The 21,549-nt window shown below is 73.1% G+C and carries 20 protein-coding genes, 1 pseudogene and 1 riboswitch; of the genes and pseudogenes, 12 read left to right on the forward strand and 9 right to left on the reverse strand.

Annotation, left to right across the window (positions count from 1 at the left end; all coding sequences use genetic code 11):
- Positions 1–173: 173 nt before the first annotated feature.
- Genes O2W18_RS11365 through O2W18_RS11375 form a run of 3 tightly spaced genes read right to left on the reverse strand, consistent with a single transcriptional unit; the run spans position 174 to position 2,155 of the window.
- Positions 174–506: a small basic family protein gene (locus O2W18_RS11365; protein ID WP_269158513.1), complete on the reverse strand. Its 333-nt coding sequence runs from the start codon at positions 504–506 to the stop codon at positions 174–176.
- 3 nt (positions 507–509) lie between these two features.
- Positions 510–1,484, reverse strand: a complete 975-nt coding sequence (locus tag O2W18_RS11370; protein ID WP_269187627.1) for a DUF881 domain-containing protein — start codon at positions 1,482–1,484, stop codon at positions 510–512.
- Positions 1,481–2,155, reverse strand: a complete 675-nt coding sequence (locus O2W18_RS11375; protein ID WP_269187628.1) for a CDP-alcohol phosphatidyltransferase family protein — start codon at positions 2,153–2,155, stop codon at positions 1,481–1,483. The genes O2W18_RS11370 and O2W18_RS11375 overlap by 4 nt, the downstream gene beginning before the upstream one ends.
- A 146-nt stretch (positions 2,156–2,301) precedes the next feature.
- On the opposite strand from O2W18_RS11375, the gene O2W18_RS11380 reads away from it, so the two are divergent.
- Positions 2,302–3,453 carry a CaiB/BaiF CoA transferase family protein gene (locus O2W18_RS11380; RefSeq protein WP_269187629.1) on the forward strand — a complete coding sequence of 384 codons (1,152 nt, stop codon included), beginning with the start codon at positions 2,302–2,304 and terminating at the stop codon, positions 3,451–3,453.
- A 32-nt stretch (positions 3,454–3,485) separates the two neighbouring features.
- On the opposite strand, the gene O2W18_RS11385 is transcribed toward O2W18_RS11380, so the two are convergent.
- Entirely contained in the window at positions 3,486–4,889 is a 1,404-nt protein-coding gene (locus tag O2W18_RS11385) for a threonine/serine ThrE exporter family protein (RefSeq protein ID WP_269187630.1), read from the reverse strand.
- A gap of 269 nt (positions 4,890–5,158) precedes the next feature.
- A riboswitch (cyclic di-AMP (ydaO/yuaA leader) is annotated at positions 5,159–5,317 on the forward strand.
- Positions 5,318–6,023: 706 nt separating this feature from the next.
- On the opposite strand from O2W18_RS11385, the gene O2W18_RS11390 reads away from it, so the two are divergent.
- The 4 genes from O2W18_RS11390 (at position 6,024) to O2W18_RS11405 (ending at position 11,491) form a co-directional block, all read left to right on the forward strand.
- The gene (locus O2W18_RS11390; RefSeq protein WP_269187631.1) at positions 6,024–6,437 is read left to right on the forward strand and encodes a hypothetical protein; all 414 of its coding nucleotides are present in this window, start codon (positions 6,024–6,026) and stop codon (positions 6,435–6,437) included.
- A 352-nt stretch (positions 6,438–6,789) separates the two neighbouring features.
- A complete protein-coding gene (locus O2W18_RS11395; RefSeq protein WP_269187632.1) occupies positions 6,790–8,181 on the forward strand; it encodes a cytochrome P450 in 1,392 nt (463 codons plus the stop codon).
- A 71-nt stretch (positions 8,182–8,252) separates the two neighbouring features.
- Positions 8,253–9,917, forward strand: coding sequence for an alpha-amylase family protein (locus O2W18_RS11400; protein ID WP_269187633.1), 1,665 nt, complete (start codon positions 8,253–8,255; stop codon positions 9,915–9,917).
- Complete coding sequence (locus tag O2W18_RS11405) at positions 9,914–11,491, forward strand: alpha-amylase family glycosyl hydrolase (RefSeq protein WP_269187634.1); 1,578 nt, start codon at positions 9,914–9,916, stop codon at positions 11,489–11,491. Before O2W18_RS11400 ends, O2W18_RS11405 begins: the two co-directional genes overlap by 4 nt.
- 40 nt (positions 11,492–11,531) lie before the next feature.
- Here O2W18_RS11405 and O2W18_RS11410 read toward each other — a convergent pair whose 3' ends face one another.
- Both O2W18_RS11410 and O2W18_RS11415 read right to left on the reverse strand, forming a co-directional pair.
- Positions 11,532–11,732 (reverse strand): hypothetical protein, encoded by a 201-nt coding sequence (locus tag O2W18_RS11410; protein WP_269187635.1) that lies wholly within the window; start codon positions 11,730–11,732, stop codon positions 11,532–11,534.
- A 182-nt stretch (positions 11,733–11,914) separates the two neighbouring features.
- Positions 11,915–12,118, reverse strand: a complete 204-nt coding sequence (locus O2W18_RS11415) for a hypothetical protein (RefSeq protein WP_269187636.1) — start codon at positions 12,116–12,118, stop codon at positions 11,915–11,917.
- Between the two features lie 288 nt (positions 12,119–12,406).
- On the opposite strand from O2W18_RS11415, the gene O2W18_RS11420 reads away from it, so the two are divergent.
- Both O2W18_RS11420 and O2W18_RS11425 read left to right on the forward strand, forming a co-directional pair.
- Positions 12,407–13,090: a response regulator transcription factor gene (locus tag O2W18_RS11420; RefSeq protein WP_269187720.1), complete on the forward strand. Its 684-nt coding sequence runs from the start codon at positions 12,407–12,409 to the stop codon at positions 13,088–13,090.
- Positions 13,087–14,538 (forward strand): HAMP domain-containing sensor histidine kinase, encoded by a 1,452-nt coding sequence (locus O2W18_RS11425; RefSeq protein WP_269187637.1) that lies wholly within the window; start codon positions 13,087–13,089, stop codon positions 14,536–14,538. Before O2W18_RS11420 ends, O2W18_RS11425 begins: the two co-directional genes overlap by 4 nt.
- Positions 14,539–14,637: 99 nt before the next feature.
- On the opposite strand, the pseudogene O2W18_RS11430 reads toward O2W18_RS11425, so the two are convergent.
- Positions 14,638–14,922: pseudogene (locus tag O2W18_RS11430) on the reverse strand (IS3 family transposase); the annotation flags it as partial.
- Positions 14,923–15,103: 181 nt separating this feature from the next.
- Here O2W18_RS11430 and O2W18_RS11435 point away from each other — a divergent pair.
- The 5 genes from O2W18_RS11435 to O2W18_RS11455 all read left to right on the forward strand — a co-directional run bounded on the left by O2W18_RS11435 (position 15,104) and on the right by O2W18_RS11455 (position 19,020).
- Entirely contained in the window at positions 15,104–16,333 is a 1,230-nt protein-coding gene (locus O2W18_RS11435; protein WP_269187638.1) for a monooxygenase, read from the forward strand.
- A 191-nt stretch (positions 16,334–16,524) separates the two neighbouring features.
- Complete coding sequence (locus O2W18_RS11440) at positions 16,525–17,034, forward strand: QcrA and Rieske domain-containing protein (protein WP_269187639.1); 510 nt, start codon at positions 16,525–16,527, stop codon at positions 17,032–17,034.
- A gap of 40 nt (positions 17,035–17,074) precedes the next feature.
- A complete protein-coding gene (locus O2W18_RS11445) occupies positions 17,075–17,437 on the forward strand; it encodes a hypothetical protein (protein ID WP_269187640.1) in 363 nt (120 codons plus the stop codon).
- Between the two features lie 407 nt (positions 17,438–17,844).
- On the forward strand, positions 17,845–18,135 hold the full coding sequence (locus O2W18_RS11450) for a transposase (RefSeq protein ID WP_269187641.1): 291 nt from the start codon (positions 17,845–17,847) through the stop codon (positions 18,133–18,135).
- A gap of 204 nt (positions 18,136–18,339) precedes the next feature.
- A complete protein-coding gene (locus O2W18_RS11455) occupies positions 18,340–19,020 on the forward strand; it encodes an IS3 family transposase (RefSeq protein WP_269187721.1) in 681 nt (226 codons plus the stop codon).
- A gap of 11 nt (positions 19,021–19,031) precedes the next feature.
- Here the strand turns inward: O2W18_RS11455 and O2W18_RS11460 are convergent, their stop codons facing one another.
- Both O2W18_RS11460 and O2W18_RS11465 read right to left on the reverse strand, forming a co-directional pair.
- Positions 19,032–19,280, reverse strand: coding sequence for a hypothetical protein (locus tag O2W18_RS11460; protein ID WP_269187642.1), 249 nt, complete (start codon positions 19,278–19,280; stop codon positions 19,032–19,034).
- Positions 19,281–19,661: 381 nt separating this feature from the next.
- Complete coding sequence (locus O2W18_RS11465; protein ID WP_269187643.1) at positions 19,662–21,110, reverse strand: MFS transporter; 1,449 nt, start codon at positions 21,108–21,110, stop codon at positions 19,662–19,664.
- Between the last annotated feature and the right edge of the window lie 439 nt (positions 21,111–21,549).

Below are 21,549 nucleotides of genomic sequence, written 5' to 3' on the forward strand. Positions count from 1 at the left end.
CTGGGGGCCCGCAGCCTGGGGGCCCGCAGCCTGGGGGTCCGCAGCCTGGGGGCCCGCAGCCTGGGGGCCCGCAGCCTGGGGGTCCGCAGCCTGGGGGTCCGCAGCCTGGGGGCCCGGGGTGTCCCCCTCCGGCGGCTCGGGGTCGGACCGACGACCCACGGTCGGGTCCTCGGTCATGCGCGGAACAGGTGCCGGCGGATCGCCGCGGCGTTGCCGAAGATGCGGATGCCGAGCACCACCACCACGGCGGTCGACAGCTGCGCGCCGACCCCGAGCTGGTCACCGAGGAAGACGATCAGCGCGGCGACGACGACGTTGGAGACGAAGGAGACCACGAAGACCTTGGCGTCGAAGATCCGGTCGAAACGCGCCCGGACCCCGCCGAAGACCGCGTCCAGCGCTGCGACCACCGCGATCGGCAGGTAGGGCTGCAGCCAGAGCGGGACGTTGGGATCCAGCAGCAGCCCCAGCACCACGCCGATCGCCAGTCCGATGATCGGGATCACGCGTCAGCCTCCATCGGTGGGTGGTTCGGGGGTGGCGGGTGGCAGCGCCTCGCCCTGCTCGTCGTTGGCGGCCAGCGGATCGGCGAACAGCAGCTCCGCGTTGCTGCCGGCCGGCAGGTCGAGCTCATCGGCCCGGGCGAAGTCGAAGACCACGCCGAAGTCCTTCGTCAGCTCGGCCAGGTCGTTGGCCTCGGGGGTGTTCAGGAAGGCCCGGGCCAGGTCGTCGGGGTCACCGACGGCGGAGATCTCGTAGGGGTTCATCACCGGTCGGAAGTCGACCAGGATGGCGTCACCGGCCTGGCGGATGGCGGTGGTCGGGCCCACCCGCTGGCCGTTGATGCTGACCGCCTCGGCGCCGGAGGCCCACAGCGCGTTGACGGCCAGCTGCAGGTCGCCGTCCTGGACCCGTCCGGCCAGCGCGATCTGGTCGGACCCGCCGACCGGGTCGCTGTCGGCGGCCGGCGGCGCGTTGCCGAGCGTCACCCGCAGCCCCGGCCCGGTCACCGCGACCGCTGCCGCGCCGTGCTGGGCCTGCGCGAGCTGGTTCAGCGCACGCTGCCCGACCACGCTGGTGTCCAGCGCCTGCTGCCGGGTCTGCGCGACCTCCGCGGTCAGCGCCTCCAGCTGGGCGGCCAGCTCGTCGCCGATCGCCGACTCCTGGACGATGTCCTCGCGCAGCGCCTCCCGGGCCGCCTCGCGCCCCTGCGCGCCGACCGCCGCCTCCTGGTAGGTCACCGCGGCCAGCAGCCCGCCCAGCAGCAGCGCGGCGGCCACGAGCAGGTCCCCCCGGTTGCGCCGCAACCAGGACGGCCGGGCGGCCGGCCCGGTGCCCGCGGTCGGCGCGGCCGCCTCCTCCGCGGCCCGGGCCGACCTGGCCGCGGCCACCTGGGCGTAGGCCGGGTCCAGGGTGTCGGCCAGCACCTGGTCCAGCAGTGAGGCACCCAGCGATCGTGGCCGGCCGGGTGCGGGCGCGCTCACGCCTCCACTCCGGCCCGGTGGCTCCCGGACAGCAGCTGGACGGCCTGGACCACGTAGAGGACCCCCGCGAGCAGGTAGAGCGCCGCCCCCCAGACGGTGAGCGCGTAGGCGACCGGCTGGACCACCGCGGCTGCCGGCCCCGTGCCGTCGGCCAGCAGCAGGAGGGGGAAGGCGTAGAGCAACAGGAAGGTGGCCGCCTTGCCCAGGTAGTGGACCTGCAGCGGTGGCCAGCCCGCGCGCCGGAGCACCAGCAGGGTCCCGGCCAGCACGACCTCGCGCAGCAGCAGGACGACGACCACCCACAGCGGCACGACGTCGCGGATGACGAAGGCGATCAGCGTCGCGACGATGTAGAGCCGGTCGGCGGCCGGGTCCAGCAGCGCGCCGAGCCGGCTGGACTGCCCCAGCGCCCGGGCCAGCTTGCCGTCGAGCCAGTCGGTGGCGCCGGAGACGGCGAGCACCACGATCGCCCAGCCGTCGGCGTGCGGGCCCAGCAGCAGCCACAGGAACAGCGGCACGCCCAGCAGCCGGACGACGGAGAGCAGGTTGGGCAGCGTGAACACGCGGTCGCCGAGCTCGTCCCGGTTCGGCAGCGCACGGCGACGCCTCGCCACACCCTCGGCCGGACCGTCGGCCGGGACGCCGGCCGACCGGTCGTCCGCCGTCGTCATCGCAGCTCCACCTCGCCGTCCACCGGGGGTCAGGCTAGTGCCCGACCTCCATGGTGCCCCGGGCGACCGGCCGGTCGCCCGGCCTGTGGCGACGGGTGCCGCCGGGGACCTTGACGACGGGGGTCCCGGTGCCGTCAGGTTCTCCGATGACCACCGGACCCCTCGCCGGGCTGCGCGTCGTGGAGCTCACCGGTCTCGGCCCGGCCCCGTTCGCGGCGATGCTGCTGGCCGACCTGGGCGCCGACGTGCTGCGGGTCGATCGCCCCGGTGCCCGGCCGCCCACACCGGGCGTGGAGCACGACCTGCTGGCCCGGGGCCGGCGGTCGGTGGCCGTCGACCTCAAGGACCCGGACGGCGCGGAGCTGGTCCGCCGCCTCGCCGAGCGTGCCGACGTCCTGCTCGAGGGCTTCCGGCCCGGGGTCACCGAGCGGCTGGGCATCGGGCCGCAGGAGTGCCTGGCCCGCAACCCCCGCCTGGTCTACGGCCGGATGACCGGGTGGGGCCAGGACGGCCCGCTGGCGGCGACGGCCGGGCACGACCTCGGCTACATCGCGGTCACCGGCGTCCTGCACGCCATCGGCCGGGCGGGCGGGCCGCCGCAGGTCCCGCTGAACCTGGTCGGTGACTTCGGCGGCGGGGCGATGTACCTGGTGGTCGGGGTGCTCGCCGCGCTGCTGGAGGCCCGCGCGAGCGGCCGGGGTCAGGTCGTGGACGCCGCGATCGTCGACGGCACCGCACACCTGGCGACGATGGTCCTCGGCATGCTGGCCGGCGGGGCCTGGCAGGACACCCGGGGCGTGAACCTGCTGGACTCCGGTGTCCCCTGGTACGACGTCCACGAGACCGCCGACGGCCGGCACCTGGCCGTCGCGGCGCTGGAGCCGCAGTTCTACGCCGAGCTGGTCGACCGGCTGGGCCTGGCCGATCGGGCGCCCGACCGGGCCGACGCGGACCCCGAGGTGCTGCGCGGCCTGTTCGCCGACGCGATCCGCCGGCGCACCCGCGACGAGTGGGTCGAGGTGTTCGCCGGCAGCGACGCCTGCGTGGCCCCGGTGCTGTCCTTCGCCGAGGCCCGCGACCACCCGCAGCTGGCGGCCCGGCAGACCTACGTCGAGCGGGACGGCGTCGTCCAGCCGGCGCCCGCGCCGCGGTTCTCCCGGACGCCGGCCACCCTCGATCGGCCGCCGTCCCGCGCCGGTGAGCACACCCGCGCGGCGCTGTCGGACTGGGGCCTCACCGGCGTCGACGCGCTGCTGGCTGCCGGCACGGTGGTCCAGGCCTCGACCCCCCGAGACTGACGGTCGGGGACGCCCGGCCGGCCCCAGGAGGCTCAGTGGGCGGTGGTCCCCCGCCGGCGCACCCGCCGGTCGAAGCGGTCGTGCCGGGCGCCCAGCGGCCGACCGAAGAACCTGCCCAGCACGACGCCGGCGGCGAGCGCCAGCCCGATCGCCGCGGCCCCGACGAGTCCGTTCACCCCACGGCCGACGTCTCCCTCGACGACGACCGCGAAGAGCCCCCGGTAGATGGTCAGCCCGGGCAGCAACGGGACGATGCTGCAGATCGCGAGCAGCAGGGGCGGGATCCGGAGCCGATCGGTCAGCGACTCCCCGCAGAACCCGGCGACCACGGCCGCCGCCGCACTCGCCACCGCGGGACCCGCACCCCAGGCGGCGGTCGCCGACGCCGTCGTCCAGGCCAGCGCGCCGGCCGCCGTGGCGACCCCGATGGCCGCCGGGCGGGCGTGCGAGGCCAGAGCCCACGCTCCCGCCATCCCGGCGGCCGCGGCCAGCGTCACGGCGAACGGGACGCCGGACGTGCCCGGGTCGAGCACGGCCAGCGGGACCTGCGCCCGCTGCGCCAGATCCAGGACCGCGGCGATGCCGACGACGATCCCGGTCGTCAGCGTCAGCACCTCGAAGCCCCGTGCCGCCGCGGTGACCGGGAAGCCGCTGATCGCGTCCTCCGCGGCGCCCACGAAGGAGAGGCCCGCCAGGAGGACCACGATCCCGGCGGCGACGACCAGCGAGGTGCGGACCTCGACCTCCCAGACGACGAGCAGGACGGCCGACGCCGTGGCCACCGCCGCACCGGCCACCTGCTGGAAGAACATCGGGAGCCCGCGCCGGTCGAGTGCGCGGATGGTCTGCTCGATCGCGGCCGTGGTCACCGCCGCGACCAGGGCCACCAGCCAGCCACCCCCGAGCAGGAAGGCGACGCAGCCCGCCACACCCGACCAGCCGAGGGCGTGGATCGACCGGCGGTAGGGGTGCGGTGCGGCCAGGACCTGGTCCAGCTGGCGGTGCGCGTCCTCCAGCGCCAGGCCCTCGGCCTTGATCGCCGCCGCCAGGTCGGTGATCCCCTGCAGCCGGGTGTAGTCCAGCCCCCGGGGTCGGACGATGCGCATCAGCATCAACGGCGGGACGTCGTCCGGGTCCCAGCTGATGGTCAGCGAGGTGAAGGTGATGTCGACCTGGCAGTCGGTCAACCCGTAGGCCGCCGCCACCCGGAGCACCGTGGCGGTCACGTCGGCCGCCGAGGCCCCGACCGCCATCATCGACTCCCCGATGCGGAGGGCCAGGCCGAGCGCCGAGCGGGCGGTGCCCGCGTCGACCGGGCTGGGCCGGGCACGCAGCGCGAAGGGCGCCGTCGGCGGCCCCGATCCCGAGATCGCCTTCCGCGCGCGGTCCGGCAGGCGGGTCAGGTGCTGCCGGCGGCCGGGGCTCGTGGAGGGCACTCCGCCAGGCTACGGATCACCGACGGCACGCACCGCCGACAGCCAGCGGCCGGCTCGTGGCCTTCCCCACAGGGACCAGAGGTCACCGGGGCCGGCCTCGTCCACGCCGAATCGCCACCGGGCGGCACTTCCGGCCCCCGGTCGGCGCGCCGTCGGCGACGCGCCGTCGGCGTGAGATGCGTCATGAGGACAGCACGGTCTCGTTTCCATAACGTGCCCGTCGCGCCGACTCAGTCGGCGTGACGCCGGCCCGCCCAACCCTGCCTGCCGACCGTCATCCGCAACTCGTCAAGGCAGGGGTGGGGGAACCACCGCACACGACGCGCCGACGATCCGTCGGCTCGTCTCGGGGTGAAGCCGGCAACGCCGGCCGGGCACCGATCGCCCGAACCCGACAGCTAACCCCGGAGGCGGTGATCGGAGATCACCATGTCCAAGCACTCTGCACCTCGTCTCGTCCGCCCCCGGGGGATCCTCCCCGTCGTGGCCGGCGTCTCCGCCGTCACTCTCGGGCTCCTGGCCTTCCCGGCGCAGGCCCACACCCCCACCCCGCCACCCGCAGCAGCAGCCGCGGACGCCACCGGCCCGGGAGACCAGTGGACCGTCGAGCGTCGCGATGCGTTCGCCGCGCTCGCGGCGGCGCACCGCGGGTCCTGGTGGGAGCGCTACGAGCGCAACCGCCACCTCCACGACGGGCGTGCCGACGCCCTCTCCCTCCGGCAGCTGCGGTTCGCCCTCGGCATGCGGGACGGCGCTCCGGCGCCGGGAGCGGCTGTGACACCCACCCCCGAAGCGGCAGCGGCTCCCGCCCCGGCCCCGGCAGCAGCACCGGCACCCGAGGTGGCTCCCGCCCCCGAACCGGCACCCGCCCCCGAACCGGCACCCGAGGTGGCCCTCGCCCCAGAACCGGCACCGGCCCCCGTCCCGGCTCCGGCACCGGCCCCGGCCCCGGCCCCGGCCCCGGCACCCGCACCCGCACCGGCCCCTGCTCCGGCTCCGGCCCCGGCACCCGAAGCGGCTCCGGCACCGGCACCCGAAGCGGCTCCGGCACCCGAAGCGGCTCCGGCCCCTGCACCGGCACCGGCACCGGCACCCGCACCGGCACCCGCACCCGCACCGGCTCCCGAGCCGGCAGTGGCCGCGGTCCCGGCGGTGGTGGTGACCGCACAGTCGCCGTCCACGGTCGCCGAGATCAGCAACAGCTCCGGCCCCGTGCAGCCGCGTGCTCAGGCTGCCGCGAACGCCGTCGTGACCGACGTGCCGGGTGCGGCCGGCATCACCATCGGTGGGACGCGGGCCAGCGCCGCTGACCCGAACGGCCACCCCTCCGGGCTCGCCCTGGACTACATGGTGCTGTCCGACGCCGCTCTCGGGGACGCGATCGTCGCCTACCACATCACCCACTGGGACGAGCTCGGCGTCGACTACGTCATCTGGCAGCAGCGGATCCTCACCTCGCCGACCGGCTCCTGGAAGCCCATGGAGGACCGCGGCAGCGTGACGGCGAACCACGTCGACCACCCGCACGTGAACTACCAGGCAGGCTGACCCGCCCGGGTCCGGCCACCAGGGTCCAGACCGTGCCCTCCTGCCCGCGCTGCGGGCAGGAGGGCACGTCCTCTCTCCCCACCGGCACGACCCCTCGGCCACGCCCGAGGCCCGCCGACCACCTCCGAGCCCGGGCGTGGGAGGGTCGGGTGAAACCAGCTGTTGTGGGAAGGCGCGCCCTGCCGCGGGCACCGTCGAGATCGACCGCCTGCCACCCGTGAGCCGATCGAGGGTCCCCGACCCGTGGCGCGGGAGGTGCGTGCAGTCGGCACTCGGCGCCGGCCGGGCGGCGCTCGCCGGTGGGCCGAATGCGCTCGTCGCCGCACCGGTGCCCCGACGACGACGAGGATCCATGTCCACGATCGACTTCTCACCCCGCAGGCCCGGGCGTCGCCGCCTGCGCCGGACCGCTGCGCTCACCGACCGTCCGGCGATGCGCAGGTCGAGCCGGGGACCGCGGCGCCAGCGCAATGCCCGGGCCCTCGCCCAGGCCTGGCTGGGACGCCTGGTGGAGCGGCGGATCCGCCGGAAGGGCGTCGACCTCACCGAGCTGACCTTCTTCCCGGAGATCGCCCGGCTGCCCCTGCTGCGGAACGGCGTGGACCCCGTGCCGGAGCTCGCCGAGCAGCGCGCCCGGTGCCCGGTGGCGCGGTTGGACCTGCCGATGGGGCTCGCCGTGCACCTGGTGACCGGCTACGAGCAGGCCCGCGCCGTCCTCACCGACCGGGACTCCTACAGCAACGACATCCGGCACCTGTTCCGCGACGTCGGGCCGGGCTCGACGGCCGACGTCGGCGGTCTCGGCTTCACCGACCCGCCGGTGCACACCCGGCTGCGCAAGCTGGTCGCGCCGGAGTTCACCCGGCGCCGGCTGGACCGGCTGGAGCCCACGGTGCAGGCGATCGTCGACCGCCGGCTGGACGAGCTCGCGGCCGCGGGGTCACCGGCGGACCTGGCCGAGCACGTCTCCTGGCGGGTCCCCATGGACGTGATCTGCGGGCTGCTGGGGCTGGACGACGCCGACCACGAGGCCTTCGTCCGACTGGGCACCCAGCGGTTCGACGCCACCGGCGGCGCCGCGGCGGCGCTCGGCGCGGTGTCCGAGCAGAAGCGGATCCTCCTCGACGTGGTGGCCCGGCAGCGGCTGGCGCCGGGGGACGGCCTGATCGGGCGCATCCTCCAGGCCGAGGGCGACGGGATCTCCGACGACGACCTCGCGGGCCTGGTCGACGGGATCGTCACCGGGGGGTACGAGACGACCGCCAGCTCCATCTCCCTGGGCACCATGGTGCTGCTGCGGGACCCCGCGCACGCCGCCCTCGTCCGGGACGGTTCACCGGCCGACGTCGACGGCCTGGTGGAGGAGCTGCTGCGCCACCTCTCTGTGGTCCAGGTGGCCTTTCCGCGGTTCGCCAAGCAGGACCTGGAGCTGTCCGGCTGCCCGATCCGGCAGGGGGACCTGGTCGCCGTCTCGCTGAGCGGGGCCGACCGGGACCCGGACTGGGCGGGCCCGGAGCCCGACCGGTTCCGGCCGGGGCGGTCGACCGACGGAGGGCACCTGGCGTTCGGCCACGGGATGCACCGCTGCGTCGGTGCCGAGCTCGCCCGGATGGAGCTCCGAATCGTGCTCCCCGCGCTGTTCCGCCGGTTCCCCGACCTGGCCGTCGCCGTCCCGGAGGAACAGCTCCCCTGGCGCGAGCTGTCCTTCGTGTACGGCGTCGAGCAGCTGCCGGTCACCTTCTGACCGCCCCGGACGGCGCTGGGAATCTGCGCCGTGCCCGCGTCGGAGCCGGTCGACCGGGGTAGCGCCGCCCCGTGTTCGATCCGGCGGTCAGCGACCAGTGGTGGAGGAACGCCGTCGTCTACTGCGTGGACGTCGAGCGGTTCATGGACTCCGACGGGGACGGGGTCGGGGACTTCCGCGGCCTGACCCGGCGACTGCCCTACCTCAGCGGCCTGGGGGTGACCTGCCTCTGGCTGCTGCCGTTCTACCCCTCCCCCGGGCGGGACGACGGGTACGACGTGGCCGACTACTACTCCGTCGAGCCCCGGCTGGGCAGCCTCGGGGAGTTCGTCGAGTTCGTCCGGACCGCCCGCGATCTCGGCATCCGGGTGGTCACCGACCTGGTGGTCAACCACACCTCCAGCGACCACCCGTGGTTCCGGGAGGCACGTCGCAGCCGCGACTCCAAGTACCGGGACTGGTACGTCTGGTCCGACGAGGAGCCCGCGGAGCAGGAGAAGGTCATCTTCCCCGACGAGGAGGACAGCAACTGGGCGTGGGACGAGGAGGCGGGGCAGTACTACCTGCACCGCTTCTACTCCTCCGAGCCCGACCTCAACATCGCCAACCCCGACGTCCGGGACGAGATCAACCGGATCATGGGGTTCTGGGTGGAGCTCGGCGTCTCCGGCTTCCGGATCGACGCGGCGCCCTACCTCATCGGCGGCACCGGCATCGAGAACGAGATGCCCCAGGACCCGCACGTCATCCTGCAGGGCATGCGGGGCTTCCTCTCCCGCCGCCAGGGGGACGCTGTCCTCCTCGGCGAGGTGAACCTCGACCCCGGCGAGCGCGAGACGTTCTTCGGCGCGGACGGCGACGAGCTCACGTGCCTGTTCGACTTCATCACGTCCGGCGCGGTCTTCGCGGCCCTGGCCCGGGGCGAGGCCGGCCCGCTGGCGGAACAGCTGCGCCGGAACCCCACCCCACCGCGGACGTCGCAGTGGCTGAACTTCCTGCGCAACCACGACGAGCTCAACCTCTCCCGCGTCCCCGAGGACCAGAAGGCCGACGTCATGGCGGCCTTCGCGCCGGAGGAGGACATGCGAATTTTCGGCCGGGGCATCCGCCGCCGGCTGCCGCCGATGGTCGACGGCGACCGCCGCCGGATCGAACTCGCGATGAGCCTGCTCATGACGCTGCCCGGCACCCCGGTGCTGCTCTACGGCGAGGAGATCGGGATGGGTGACGACCTGTCCGCGCCGGGCCGCCGCAGCGTCCGGACGATCATGCAGTGGAACGACGGCCCCAACGGCGGCTTCTCCACCTGCACCGACGACCTCACCGCACCGCTGGTGACCGGCGGGCCCTTCGGGTACCGCGAGGTGAACGTCGCCGCGCAGCGTCGGCGTGAGGACTCCCTCCTCAACCGCGTGGAGCGGGCGATCCGGGTGCGCAAGGAGTCCCCCGAGTTCGGCTGGGGCTCCCCCGCCGTCCTGGAGGCCGGCGACCCCCGGGTGCTCGCCCACCGGTGCCACTGGCTCGAGGGCGCGGTGCTGGCCGTGCACAACCTGTCCGGCGACGACGTCGAGGTCCGGCTGGAGCCTGTGGAGCTCCAGCAGTTCGAGGAGTTCGCCGACGTGTTCGGCAACGACCGCTTCGACCCGCTCGACCCGGCGGACCCGGTGTTCCGGCTCTCCCCCTACGGCTACCGGTGGCTGCGCGGCCGGGTGGCCGGCAGCGAGGTGGCGCTGTGACCGGCCCGCGTCCCGGCGAGCCGGTACCGGCCGCACCCGGGACACCGCCGTGGTGGCGCACCGCCGTCGTCTACCAGCTCTACCCGCGGTCCTTCGCCGACGCCTCCGGGGACGGCATCGGGGACCTGGAGGGGATCCGGGCGCACCTGGACCACCTCAGCTGGCTCGGCGTCGACGCGCTGTGGCTGTCGCCGATCTACCCCTCCCCCATGGCCGACGCCGGCTACGACGTGAGCGACCACCGCGACGTCGACCCGGTGTTCGGCGACCTGGAGACCTTCGACCGACTGGTCGCCGAGGTCCACGCCCGGGGGATGCGGCTGATGCTGGACTGGGTGCCGAACCACACCAGCGATCAGCACCCGTGGTTCCTGGACTCCCGCAGCTCCCGGGACTCCCCCCGCCGGAGCTGGTACCTGTGGCGCGACGGCACGCCGGACGCGCCGCCGAACAACTGGCTGGCCCAGTTCACCGGCGGCCCCGCGTGGACCTGGGACGAGCGGACCGGGCAGTGGTACCTGCACCTGTTCCTGCCCGAGCAGCCGGACCTGGACTGGAGCGAGCCGGCCGTCCGGGAGGCGATGCACGAGGTGCTGCGCTTCTGGTTGCGCCGAGGGGTCGACGGCTTCCGCGCCGACGTCGTCCACCTCATCGGCAAGGACCCCGCCCTGCCCGACCACCCGCCGGAGCTGGTCGGGACGAACATCGTGCACAGCCACGACCTGCCGGTCACCCACGAACTGCTCCGCGGGATCCGCGCGGTGCTCGATGAGTTCCCCGGGGACCGCGCGATGGTCGGCGAGGTCAACCTGCGCTCCCCGGCGCTGGTCGCCCCGTACCACGGGGCCGGCGACGAGCTGCACCTCGCGTTCAACTTCCTGCCCATGCTCGGGCCCTGGGACGCGGACTTCTGGCGGTCCGCGATCTCCGAGACCCTCGCGGCGCTGACCGCCGTCGGGGCCTGGCCGACCTGGGTGCTGTCCAACCACGACAACCCCCGGCACCGCACCCGGTACGGCGGGTCGGAGCAGCGGGCGCGCGCCGCCGCGGTGCTGCTGCTCACCCTGCCGGGGACCCCGTTCCTGTACGCGGGCGAGGAGCTGGGCCTGGAGGACGCCGCCGTCGCCCCGGAGCAGCAGGTGGACCCGGGCGGGCGCGACGGGTGTCGGGCACCGGTGCCGTGGACGCCGGACCCCGGCCACGGCTGGCCAACCGAGCCGTGGCTGCCGTTCCCCCCGGCCGCCGCGGCCCGCAGCGCCGCGGCCCAGCGCGCCGACCCGACGTCGGTGCTCGCCCTGTACCGGCGGCTGCTGGCCGCCCGCCGCCGCTCACCGGCGCTGCACCGGGGCTCGTGGACGGCGGTACCCGCCCCCGACGGCGTCCTGGCCTACGAGCGTCGCGCGGAGGGCGACCGCCGGGTCGTCGCGGTCAACTTCCGGGACGCGCCCGCCGACCTGCTGCTGACGGAGTCGACGACGGTCGAGGTCGCCTCGACGGGCCGGGGCGAGGGCACGGCGTGGTCCGGGACCCTGCAGGGGTCGGAGGGGGTCGTCCTGATCCCGACGCCGACCTGACCGCTCCCCCGACGTGGCCGACGCTCAGGGGAGGGCAGGGTCAGCGCCGTTGCTGCCGGCGGGCGACGTACACGAGACCGCCGAGCACCACCGCGATGGGCAACCAGGGCGGCAACCCGAACGGACCCAGCAGCAGCCCGGCCACGAACAGCAGCAGCTGGAAGGCCACGAAGAAGCCGACCAGCACGACAGCGAAGAACACCACGGGCCGCTCGATCTGCAGACGCCTCAGGTACTCCATCCCACTTCCCCTCATCGGTGTACGCCCCACGCGGGACACCAGGCACATCGGCAGGCGGGACCTGAAGTCCAGCCGACCCCGCCCATCCCCGGTTGGAGCGGGCGGCGGCGCTCGCTCTCCGGGACGGCCGGCACGCTCCCCGCATGATGCCCTCTCACGCTGGCATGACCTGACCGGCCGCCTCAGGCGACCTTGTACCCCTCCGGACCGACCGCCGAGTCCCGCAGCCAGTCCAGGACGTCGAGGGTCGTGAGGACCACCGCCGCGGCGACGGCGGCGGCCAGGAACGCCACTCCCGCATCGACCACGGCCGGGCGCCACCCGGATCTCCCGGAGCCGTCCAGGTTGCGGGCGAACCCGACGACCAGCAGGACGGTCCCGATCACGAGTCGATCTTGATCCGTTTGCTCGCGTTGCCTGCAGCGCATACGGGCAGCTCCGGGCCATGCTGGTGTTGAGCTGAGCGAACCGGTGCGGTTCAACCGCTGGCTGTACCTCCAGATCAACGATCCGAAGTCCTTTGAGCACGCCGCGAAGGTGGCGGAGTCGTACCGCATCTTCGCTCTCCCCTCCTCAGGTGAGCGGCGAAGAGCCGCTGATCCTGGCCTCAGGTTGATCGGAGACAGTGAGCGGCAACAGCATCGACTGGAAGGTGGCGGGCCGGCGTGCGGATCATGATCGCGGATGATGACGCGGCCATCCGTGAGTCGCTGGAGCGGGTGCTCCAGGTCGAGGGTTACGACATCAGCACCGTCGCCAACGGTCTCGCGGTGCTCGACGGGGTCGGTGGGGGCGGCGATGACACGCTGGATCTGCTGATCCTCGACGTGATGATGCCCCGCCTCGGCGGGTTGGAGACCTGCCGGCGGTTGCGGGCCGCGGGTCGGGAGCTGCCGGTGTTGATGCTGACCGCTCGTGACCAGGTCTCCGACCGGGTCGCGGGGCTGGACGCGGGCGCCGACGACTACCTGCCCAAGCCGTTCGCCATCGAGGAGTTGCTGGCCCGGGTGCGGGCCCTGCTGCGCCGGCGCACGCCGACCGACGAGGAGTCGCAGATCCTGTCGTTCGCCGACGTCCGGCTCGATCCCGACAGGTTCGAGGCGTGGCGGGGCGGGCGGCCGCTGCGCCTGACCCGGACCGAGTTCTCCCTGCTGCAGGTGCTGATGGGCAACGCGACCCGGGTCCTGACCCGCGACATGCTGTTCGAGGCGATCTGGGGCTTCGACATGAGCGCCACCGCCAACAACCTCCAGGTGTACGTGAGCTACCTGCGCCGCAAGATGGAGGCCGAGGGTGAGCCGAGGTTGATCTACACGCTGCGCGGCATGGGATACACGTTGCGGGAGACTCCTCCGTGAGCGGGCCGGTCGGCCGGGAACCGCGACGGCTGACCCGATGGTGGCGCAGGTGGTCCCTGCGGACCCGGCTGACGGTGATCGCGGCGGCGGCCATCGCGGTCAGCGTGTTCGTGGCGTTCCTGGCGGGCGTCGGGCTGCTGTACTGGCAGCTGCAGGACACCGCCGAGAATGAGCTACGCGCCGAGTCCCGCGTCCTGGCGACGAATGCGGAGCGCGCCGGCCTGGCGCAGGTCCAGCTACCGCCGTACACCGGATCCGGTCGGCTGGTGCGGGTCATCCTGCCCGGCGGCTCTACCCGGACCCCGGCCGGCCAACCCGCGCTGCCCCCGGTCAGCGAGGGCGCCGGCCGCGTGGCGGGTGGCGCATCGGGCGACCTGATGGAGGACGAAGACGGCGGCGACGACGACTACTACATCTACACGCTGCGGGCGGGCGACGGCGCGGTCCAGGTGGCCCGCGTCGCCGACGAGAGCCCGCTCACCCAGTTCGGGTTGGGCATGCTGCTGACCGGGCTGCTCTGCGTGGTCGGGGGCGCCCTTGTCGGGCGGACCGTGGCGCGGATCGGGCTGGCACCGATCGACCGGCTGACCGCCGCCGCGGTACATGTCGCGCACACCCGCGATCTCGACGCCGACATCCCGGATGAGGGCGGAGGGGAGATCCGGCGGCTGATCCAGTCGATCAACGACATGCTCGCCGCGCTCCGGGACTCCCGGCAGGCCCAGCGGCTCCTCGCCGAGGACGCCGCCCACGAGCTCAAGACCCCGCTCACCAGCCTGCGCCTCAACGTCGAGCTGCTGATCCGGCTCGATCGGCGCGGCACCCTGGACAGCGCACTGCCAGCGCAGGGCCGGACCCGGCTGCTCAACGATCTCGGCGCCCAGGTGGCCGAGTTGAGCACCCTTGCCGCCGAGCTGACCGACCTGGCGCGCGGTGACGTCAGCGACGAGAGCGCCGAGCTGCTCGACCTGGCCGACGTGGTGGCGGCCGCCGCGACCCGGGCGCGTTCCCGGATGCCCGACATCGAGGTCGCGCTCGACGTGACCTCCGTGTGGGTGAGCGGGCGTCCCGCCGCGCTCCAGCGGGCGGTGCTCAACCTCATCGACAACGCCGGCACGTGGTCCCCCGCGGACCAACCGGTCCAGGTCCGGCTCCGTGCCGAGGGCATGTCGGCGGTGCTCGAGGTCGACGACGCCGGGCCGGGCATCGACGCCGCCGACGTACCGCGGGTGTTCGACCGGTTCTACCGTGCCGACAGCGCCCGGGCGTTGCCGGGATCCGGACTGGGGCTGTCGATCGTGCAGCGGGTCGTCGACGCCCACGGCGGCCGGGCCACCGTCGCCCGCTCCGCACGCGGTGGCGCGCTGCTTCGGGTCGACCTTCCGGCCGCGGCCCCGCCCGCCCCGATCGCGCGGCTCACCGCCGGGGAGGACACCGCGGTGCGCTGACCCGCCCCGGCGGCGCGGCGCAGGACAAGCGACGGCGGCCCTCGAGCATCGCCCGCGCGGCTCACCGTCGGGGCAGGACACGGCGCGCCGACCCCAGCCCCCTCGAGCGGGCAGCTCGTCGGCGTTGAACCGGTAGCCGAACTCCGGGTCGTCGTGGTGAATGTCGATTGCGGCGTTGATCAGATGCGCGTCGTCCCAGTCCCGGTCGGTGACCGGCCGCAAACGCCAGGCGTAGTAGGCCGTCGTCCGGCGCAGGATCTCGTTCTCCTGCTCGACCTGCTCGAGCCGTCGACGCAGCTCACGGACCTCATCATCACCGCCGGGCGCTGGATCAGGCTCACGGCGGCTCGAGGCGCGCGCGTCCTCCCGGTCCGCGATCGCCAACACCAGCGAAGACCACGTCTCACAGGTGAGGAGTCAACCGAACCCTGGGCAGTGGCCTGTGCGCGCGCTGGGCACCTCATTCGGCCGACCGACCTGAGCGTCGCTCTAACGGGTCTCTAAGTCTCGCTCGGTAGGAAGTGGGCCTCAGGTGAGCGATGCAACCCGTATCAGGAGGCGAGTGATGGCAGTCAACGCAGCGCCGTCCGGTTCAAGGTGGAAGGTCGGGGTGACCATGGCGCTGGCGACGGTGTTCGCTGTCACCGCCTGCAGTTCGGGCGCGGACGACCCTGCCGCGCCCGCCGCGGCCGACTCGCACAGCGGGCACGGGGGCGGGTCGTCGGCTCCACCGCAGCCGCTGCGCGCCGGCGAGCGGTTCGTCGATCTGGAGATGGCCGAGGCCTACACGCCCGCGCCGCCGGAGGGCGCCGTGGACGAGTACCGGTGCCAGGTGCTCGATCCGGGCCTGACCGAGGAGGCGTTCCTGACCGGGACCCAGGTCATGCCGGACAACGTCGCCATCGCGCACCACGGCATCGTGTACGCGGTGCCGCCGGGCGATGCTGCCGCGGTGCGCGAGCAGGACGCGACGACTCCCGGCCCCGGCTGGCAGTGTTTCGGCGGGACCGGCGTGGAGGGCGCCGACGTCGAGGACGACGACGAGGGCGCCGACCCGGGCGCGGCGTGGGTGGACACCTGGGCTCCCGGCGCCACGGAGACGCTGCTCGACCAGGACGCCGGCTTCAAACTGGAGCCGGGCAGCCTGATCATCTTCCAGATGCACTACAACCTGCTCGCGACCGACGGCGAGCCGGGCGGGTCGGACCGCTCGGCGGTGCGGCTGCGGCTGAAGGACGGCACGCCGCAGACCCGGGAACTCGAGACGTGGTCGCTCGACGCGCCGATCGACCTCCCCTGTGCCGCCGACGAGTCGGGTCCGCTCTGTGACCGGGCGGCCTCGATCGCGGACGTGACGGAGCGGTTCGGGCCGGAGGTCGGCGAATTCGCGGACGAGCAGGTGGAGGAGTGCAACGAGGGCGGCGTGCCGAAGCCCGGTGACACCCAGTCCTGCGACCACGAGGTGGAGGAGCCGGTGACGGTGTTCGCCGGTTTCGGTCACATGCACATGCTCGGGAGGTCCATGAAGGTCGAACTCAACCCGGGCACGCCGGAGGCCAAGGTCCTGCTGGACGTGCCGCAGTTCGACTTCGACAACCAGCGGATGGTGAAGCTGCCGTCGCCGGTGGAGGTCGATCCAGGGGACACGCTGCGGGTGACGTGTACGCACGACGCGGGGCTGCGCAAGCAGCTGCCGCAGCTGAGCACGTTGCCGCCGCGCTACGTCGTGTGGGGCGACGGCACCGCCGACGAGATGTGCATCGGCATCATGACGGTCTCCCCCCGCGAGTCCTGACGAAGCGTCGGACGTGTGTGGCCCCACTGAGGTCAACGAGCCGAAGATCAGCTCTGAGCCCGCACACGTCCGCACTGCACTCCCACGATGCCCGCGTCGTGGCAACGAGGTGGAGGTCGCGGTGGACTTGCGCGACCTCCACCTCGTGACAACTGGTGACCGCTCGTCCCGACTCGCGCACGGAGGTGCAGATGTCCTCGCTGCTGGATGCCCCGAACACACCGGACCCGAACGACCACGAGCACGCATCGAACTGCGTCGGCTGTCTCGATCGCCGGCAGATGCTGAAGCGGGCCGGACTGGTCACCGCCGGCGTTGCCGCAGCCGGCGTGCTCGCCGCGTGCGGTAGTGGTGGTGGTGGTGGTTCGACGAACGACACCCCGAGCGAGAACACCGGCGGCGGGTCCGGAGCGCTCGCCAAGGTCTCTGACGTCCCCGAGGGCGGCGCGCTCTCCGTCGAGGACGCCGACGGGAACGAGCTCCTCCTGACGCAGGCGTCCGCAGGGACGATCGTCGCGCTCTCGGCGATCTGCACGCACCAGGGCTGCACGGTCAAGGGTGACGGCGGCGAGCTCCTCTGCCCGTGCCACGGCTCGGTCTTCGACCTGTCCGGCGCCAACGTCTCGGGTCCTGCTCGGAAACCACTGTCCGAGGTCGACGTGCACGTCGTCGATGGTGAAGTCCTCGCAGGGAAGACCTGAACCAGTGGGGCTACATCGCGGGCGGCAGGCGACGTCCGACATGCTGCGCGCCCTCTTGTGCGCGTGCCTCATGCTGTCCGCGGTCGTCCACCTCGACCTGTGGGCGACCGGCATGAGGTCGGTCGACATCGTCGGTCCGGCGTTCCTGCTCAACGGCATCGGCGGGATCATGCTCGGCGTGCTCGTGCTGGTGTGGCGGCACTGGCTGCCGCTGCTCGGGGCGATCGGGTTCGGCGTCGCGACGCTGGGTGCGTTCATCCTCGCGACGACCCCAAGCGGGCTCTTCGAGGTGCACTCGCGGTGGTCGGGCATCCCGGAGTGGCTGGCGGCGATCTCGGAGATCGGGGTGATCGCACTCGGCATCGTCACGATCGTCGTCGAACGTCGCCCGGCACGGGCCTAGAAGTCAGTCGTCGCCGAGCAGCGGACGCTCGTACGCCGCGGCAACCTGCGCCGGCGTCCAGTTCTCGGTGCCGACGGTCTGCGACCGACCGCCCTACGTAGGGCGACGAGCTTCTCCTCGACCTCGATGCGCTGTGCCTCGGTGGTCTGCCCGGCCCCTGGCAGTCCCACGGTCAGGAGCACATCGGTCGCGTTCTCACGACCTCCTCGTGCGAGCGATCGCTTCATCATCGCTGACTGCAGCTCGACGAGCCGAAGGCCGACCAGTCCCGCCGGACCGTCCCGCTTCCCCGCACCGCCGTCGAGGCGCTACGTGCTCACCGCGCCTACCAAACCGAGGAACGGTGAAGTGACCCCCGTCGGCTGAACACCTCCAGACTTGGCGCAAGCCAAGGAAGGAGGGCCCGGATGGGCCGACGGAGCAAGTACTCCGAGGAGTTCCGGCAGCGAGCCGCGCGGCTCGTCCTCGATAGCCGGCGCAGCGTCCGGGAGGTCGCCGGCGAGCTCGGGATCAACCACGAGACGCTGCGCAACTGGGTCACCGCCGAGAAACGTCAGCGAGCCGATGGGCCGGCCGCGCTCACCGCTGATGAGCGGATGGAGCTGGCCCGGCTGCGGCGCAAGGTCGCCGAGCTGGAGCTCGAGCGGGAGATCTTGAAAGTAGCCGCGGTCTTCCTCGCTGGGGAAACGGGCCGGTGAGCCGCGGATTGGTCTGCGAGTTCATCGCCGCGGAGAAGACCAGCTACGGCGTGCGCCGTCTCTGCCGGGTGTTCCGGATCAGCCCCGCCCGCCTGGGCCGCCTGCGCCGGCGGACCCACGGCCGCCGAACTCGACGACGCCTACGCCATCGAAGCTGCCCGCGAGGCCTGGGTCGCCCACCGCCGGACGTAGGGCGCCCGCCGGCTGGCCGCAGAGGTCCGCGACCGCGGGCACGACTGGAACCGGAAACGGGTCGCTCGGCTGATGCGGCTGGGCTCGATCGAGGGAGTGCACCGGCGCCGGCGCGGCAAGTACGGCCGCCGCTCGGTCTCCACCGCGACCGCCCCGGACCTGGTGGAGCGGAACTTCACCGCGGCCGCCCCCAACCAGCTGTGGGTCGCCGACATCTCCTACCTGCGCTCCTGGGAAGGCTTCGTCTACCCCGCCGTGGTCGTCGACGCCTTCAGCCGCAAGGTCATCGGCTGGGCGATGGCCGACCACCTACGGACCGAGTTGGTCCTCGACGCCGTCGGCATGGCCATCACGACCCGCAAGCCGCCGGCCGGAACGGTGCACCACACCGACCGCGGCAGCCAGTACACCTCCTATGAGTTCGGCAGGGCGCTACGCGCCCTCCGGGGTACTGGCCTCGATGGGGCGGGTCGGCTCGGCGTTCGACAACGCGATGGCCGAATGGTGTTCGCCACGCTCAAGACCGAACTGATCTACCACCGCTCCTGGCCCACCCGCCACGAACTGGAGATGGAGGTCTTCTCCTACCTCGAAGGCTTCTACGACACCCGCCGCCGGCACTCCCGGCTCGGCAACCTCAGCCCCACCGACTACGAGAACGTGGACCTGACACGAAACGAGGTGTCCGCCTGAGGGGGGTCACTTCAGTCCACGGTGATCTCGGCTCCCTGCGGGAGGTGGAGCGTCGGGCCGGGAATTGAGCCGTTGTAGGCCGACATCCGCAACTCAGTGACCGAGCCTGCATCGCCGATGTCCTTCCCTTCCAGGTCCTTGCGCACCGCGCCGATCGACAGGCCGAATCGGCTTCCGTCGGCCAGCCGCACGGCCTGCGGCCGGGAGACCTGAGCCAGCCCGACCGTGTCCGTCGAGAACACGTCGTGGTCGGTGGTCATGGTGCGTTCCTTCCGACGTCGAGCCGAGAACGAGCCAGGCCGGGCGCTCGAGGGAGACCGGTGCAGCTGAGACGGGGCCCACTGGTGGCCGTCGAGGGAGATCAGCTGTGCGGGTGGTGCGGACGCGGGGCACGCTCCGGAGGCTGCCCGGTCATGACGCGACCGGCCCGTCCGCGCAAGCGACGCGGGACTGCGCTCGCTTCCGGACGGAGCCGGTGGCGGGCGACGGGGCCGTCCTCGGCGATGCGTTCACCGAACTCGGCGGGCACGCGTGTGCTGGCCATCGCTTCTCTCCGGTCCGATGAGCTGGGGAGGGGGACGGCTGGCGCGGCCGCAGGAGTGACCGCGCCAGCCGGGTCGTGCGCAGGCCGTGCGGTGGTGTCAGGCGGCGATGGGCTCGCTCTCGGTGCTGTTGGCGGCCGGGCTGTCGCCGGGCTTCTTCAGCAGCACGGAGGTGAGGACCGCACCGGCGGCGGCGATGCCGGCGGCGCCGAGCAGAGCGGCCGAGAACCCGTCCGTGAGGCCGGAGGGGTTGCCGATCTGGTCGGCACCGAACGCAGCCGCGACCGCGGTCATCGCCGCCAGGCCCAGCGCGGAGCCGATCTGGTAGCTGGTGTTGACGATCCCGGCGGCCAGGCCGCCCTCCTCGGGCGCCGCAGACGACAGCGCGGTGCCGAGCGAGGGGATGAAGGCCATCGCCATGCCTGCGGCGGTCACCAGCGACGCGGGCAGGATGTCGACGAGGAAGCTGCCGTTGGCGTCGATGAACGACAGCCACACCAGGCCAGCGGCCAGTGTGGCGAGACCCGAGACGGTCATCGCGTTCGGGCCGAAGCGGGCGATGAGCTTCGGGGCGACCGCGACCATCCCGATCATGATCGTGATCGTCAGCGGCAGGAGCGCGGCGCCGGACGCGAACGCACCCAGGCCGAGGATCTGCTGCAGGTAGAGGTTCACGAAGAAGAACATCGGGATCCAGGCGGCGCCGAGCAGGAGTTGCGCGACGTTGGCTGCAGCGAGGTTCGGTGCGCGGAAGATGCCCAGGCGCATCAGCGGCTGACGGAGCTTGGCCTGCAGTGCGACGAACACACCGAGGAGCGCGAGGCCGCCGAGGCCGGCGAACAGGGTGCTGCCGGAGGTCCAGCCGGCTTCAGGGGCGCGGACGATCGCGAAGACAACGGCGCCGAGGCCGAGCGTGGCGGTGGTTGCGCCGGCGAGGTCGAGCGAGCCGCGGCCGGTCATCCCGGCCGGCATGACCGAGCGGGTGAGCAGCAGCACGACAGCGGCGACCGGCAGGTTGATGAAGAACACCCACGGCCAGGACGCGTACTCGGTCAGGACTCCGCCGAGGAAGACGCCGGCGGTGCCGCCGGCAGGTGCGGCCGCGCCGTACAGGGCGAGGGCCTTCGGAAGCTCGGCGGTGCCGCCGAACACCTGGAACAGCAGGGTGAGCGCGGCCGGGGCGATGAGGGCTGAGCCGGCGCCCTGGATCGCGCGGCCGGTCAGTTCGGCGGCGACCCCGTTGGCCAGGCCGGCGACGATCGAGCCGACGGCGAGGACCACCCAGCCAGTGGTGAAGACGCGGCGGGCGCCGAACAGGTCGGACAGCCGCCCACCGAGCAGCAGCAGCCCGCCGAAGGCGACGACGTAGGCGTTGAAGACCCAGCTGAGGTCCTGCGGGTCGAAGCCGAGGTCGGCCTGCATCTTCGGCAAGGCGACGCCGATGATCGAGGTGTCCATGATGACCATGAACTGAGCGGCGGCGATGAGCGCGAGCGCCAGCCGGCGCCGGCTGCTCGTCGAACTCGCCGCGGGTGCGGTGGTTGTCATGACGGTTCCTGTCGTCTGCTGAGGACAGCCGGCGGTGGCTGTCGAGAACGCAGGTTCGTGAAGCCCTCTGTCCTGCCGCTGTCCTCGCTCTGTCGTCCTCGCCACCGCACATCGGCGACAGCTGCGGTCGTCGAGGTCCGTACCGGTCCTGTCGGCATGCGTCCGTCGCCAGACCGCTCGCCGCTCCCCCCGATGGCGCGCCGTGGCGATGCGCAACGCCCGCATCGAGGTCGTCGGCGGCGCGTGGTCCGGTTCCACCGTGCCGCCCGGTGTCTGGTCTACGCCAAGTGGCACGTGAGTCCAGCGGTGGCCACATCGGCATTCCGCGGCGTGCCATCGGCTGCGAAGAGGGCCGGCGAGCGCTGCCCGCACTGGCGCCAGCGACGCTGCTGATCAGCCAGCAGGCGGACCAGCAGCAGAACAGCTGACCGGCGTGCCG

It is taken from the genome of Modestobacter sp. VKM Ac-2983, assembly GCF_026967885.1.
In the GTDB taxonomy this organism is placed as follows: Bacteria; Actinomycetota; Actinomycetes; order Mycobacteriales; family Geodermatophilaceae; genus Modestobacter.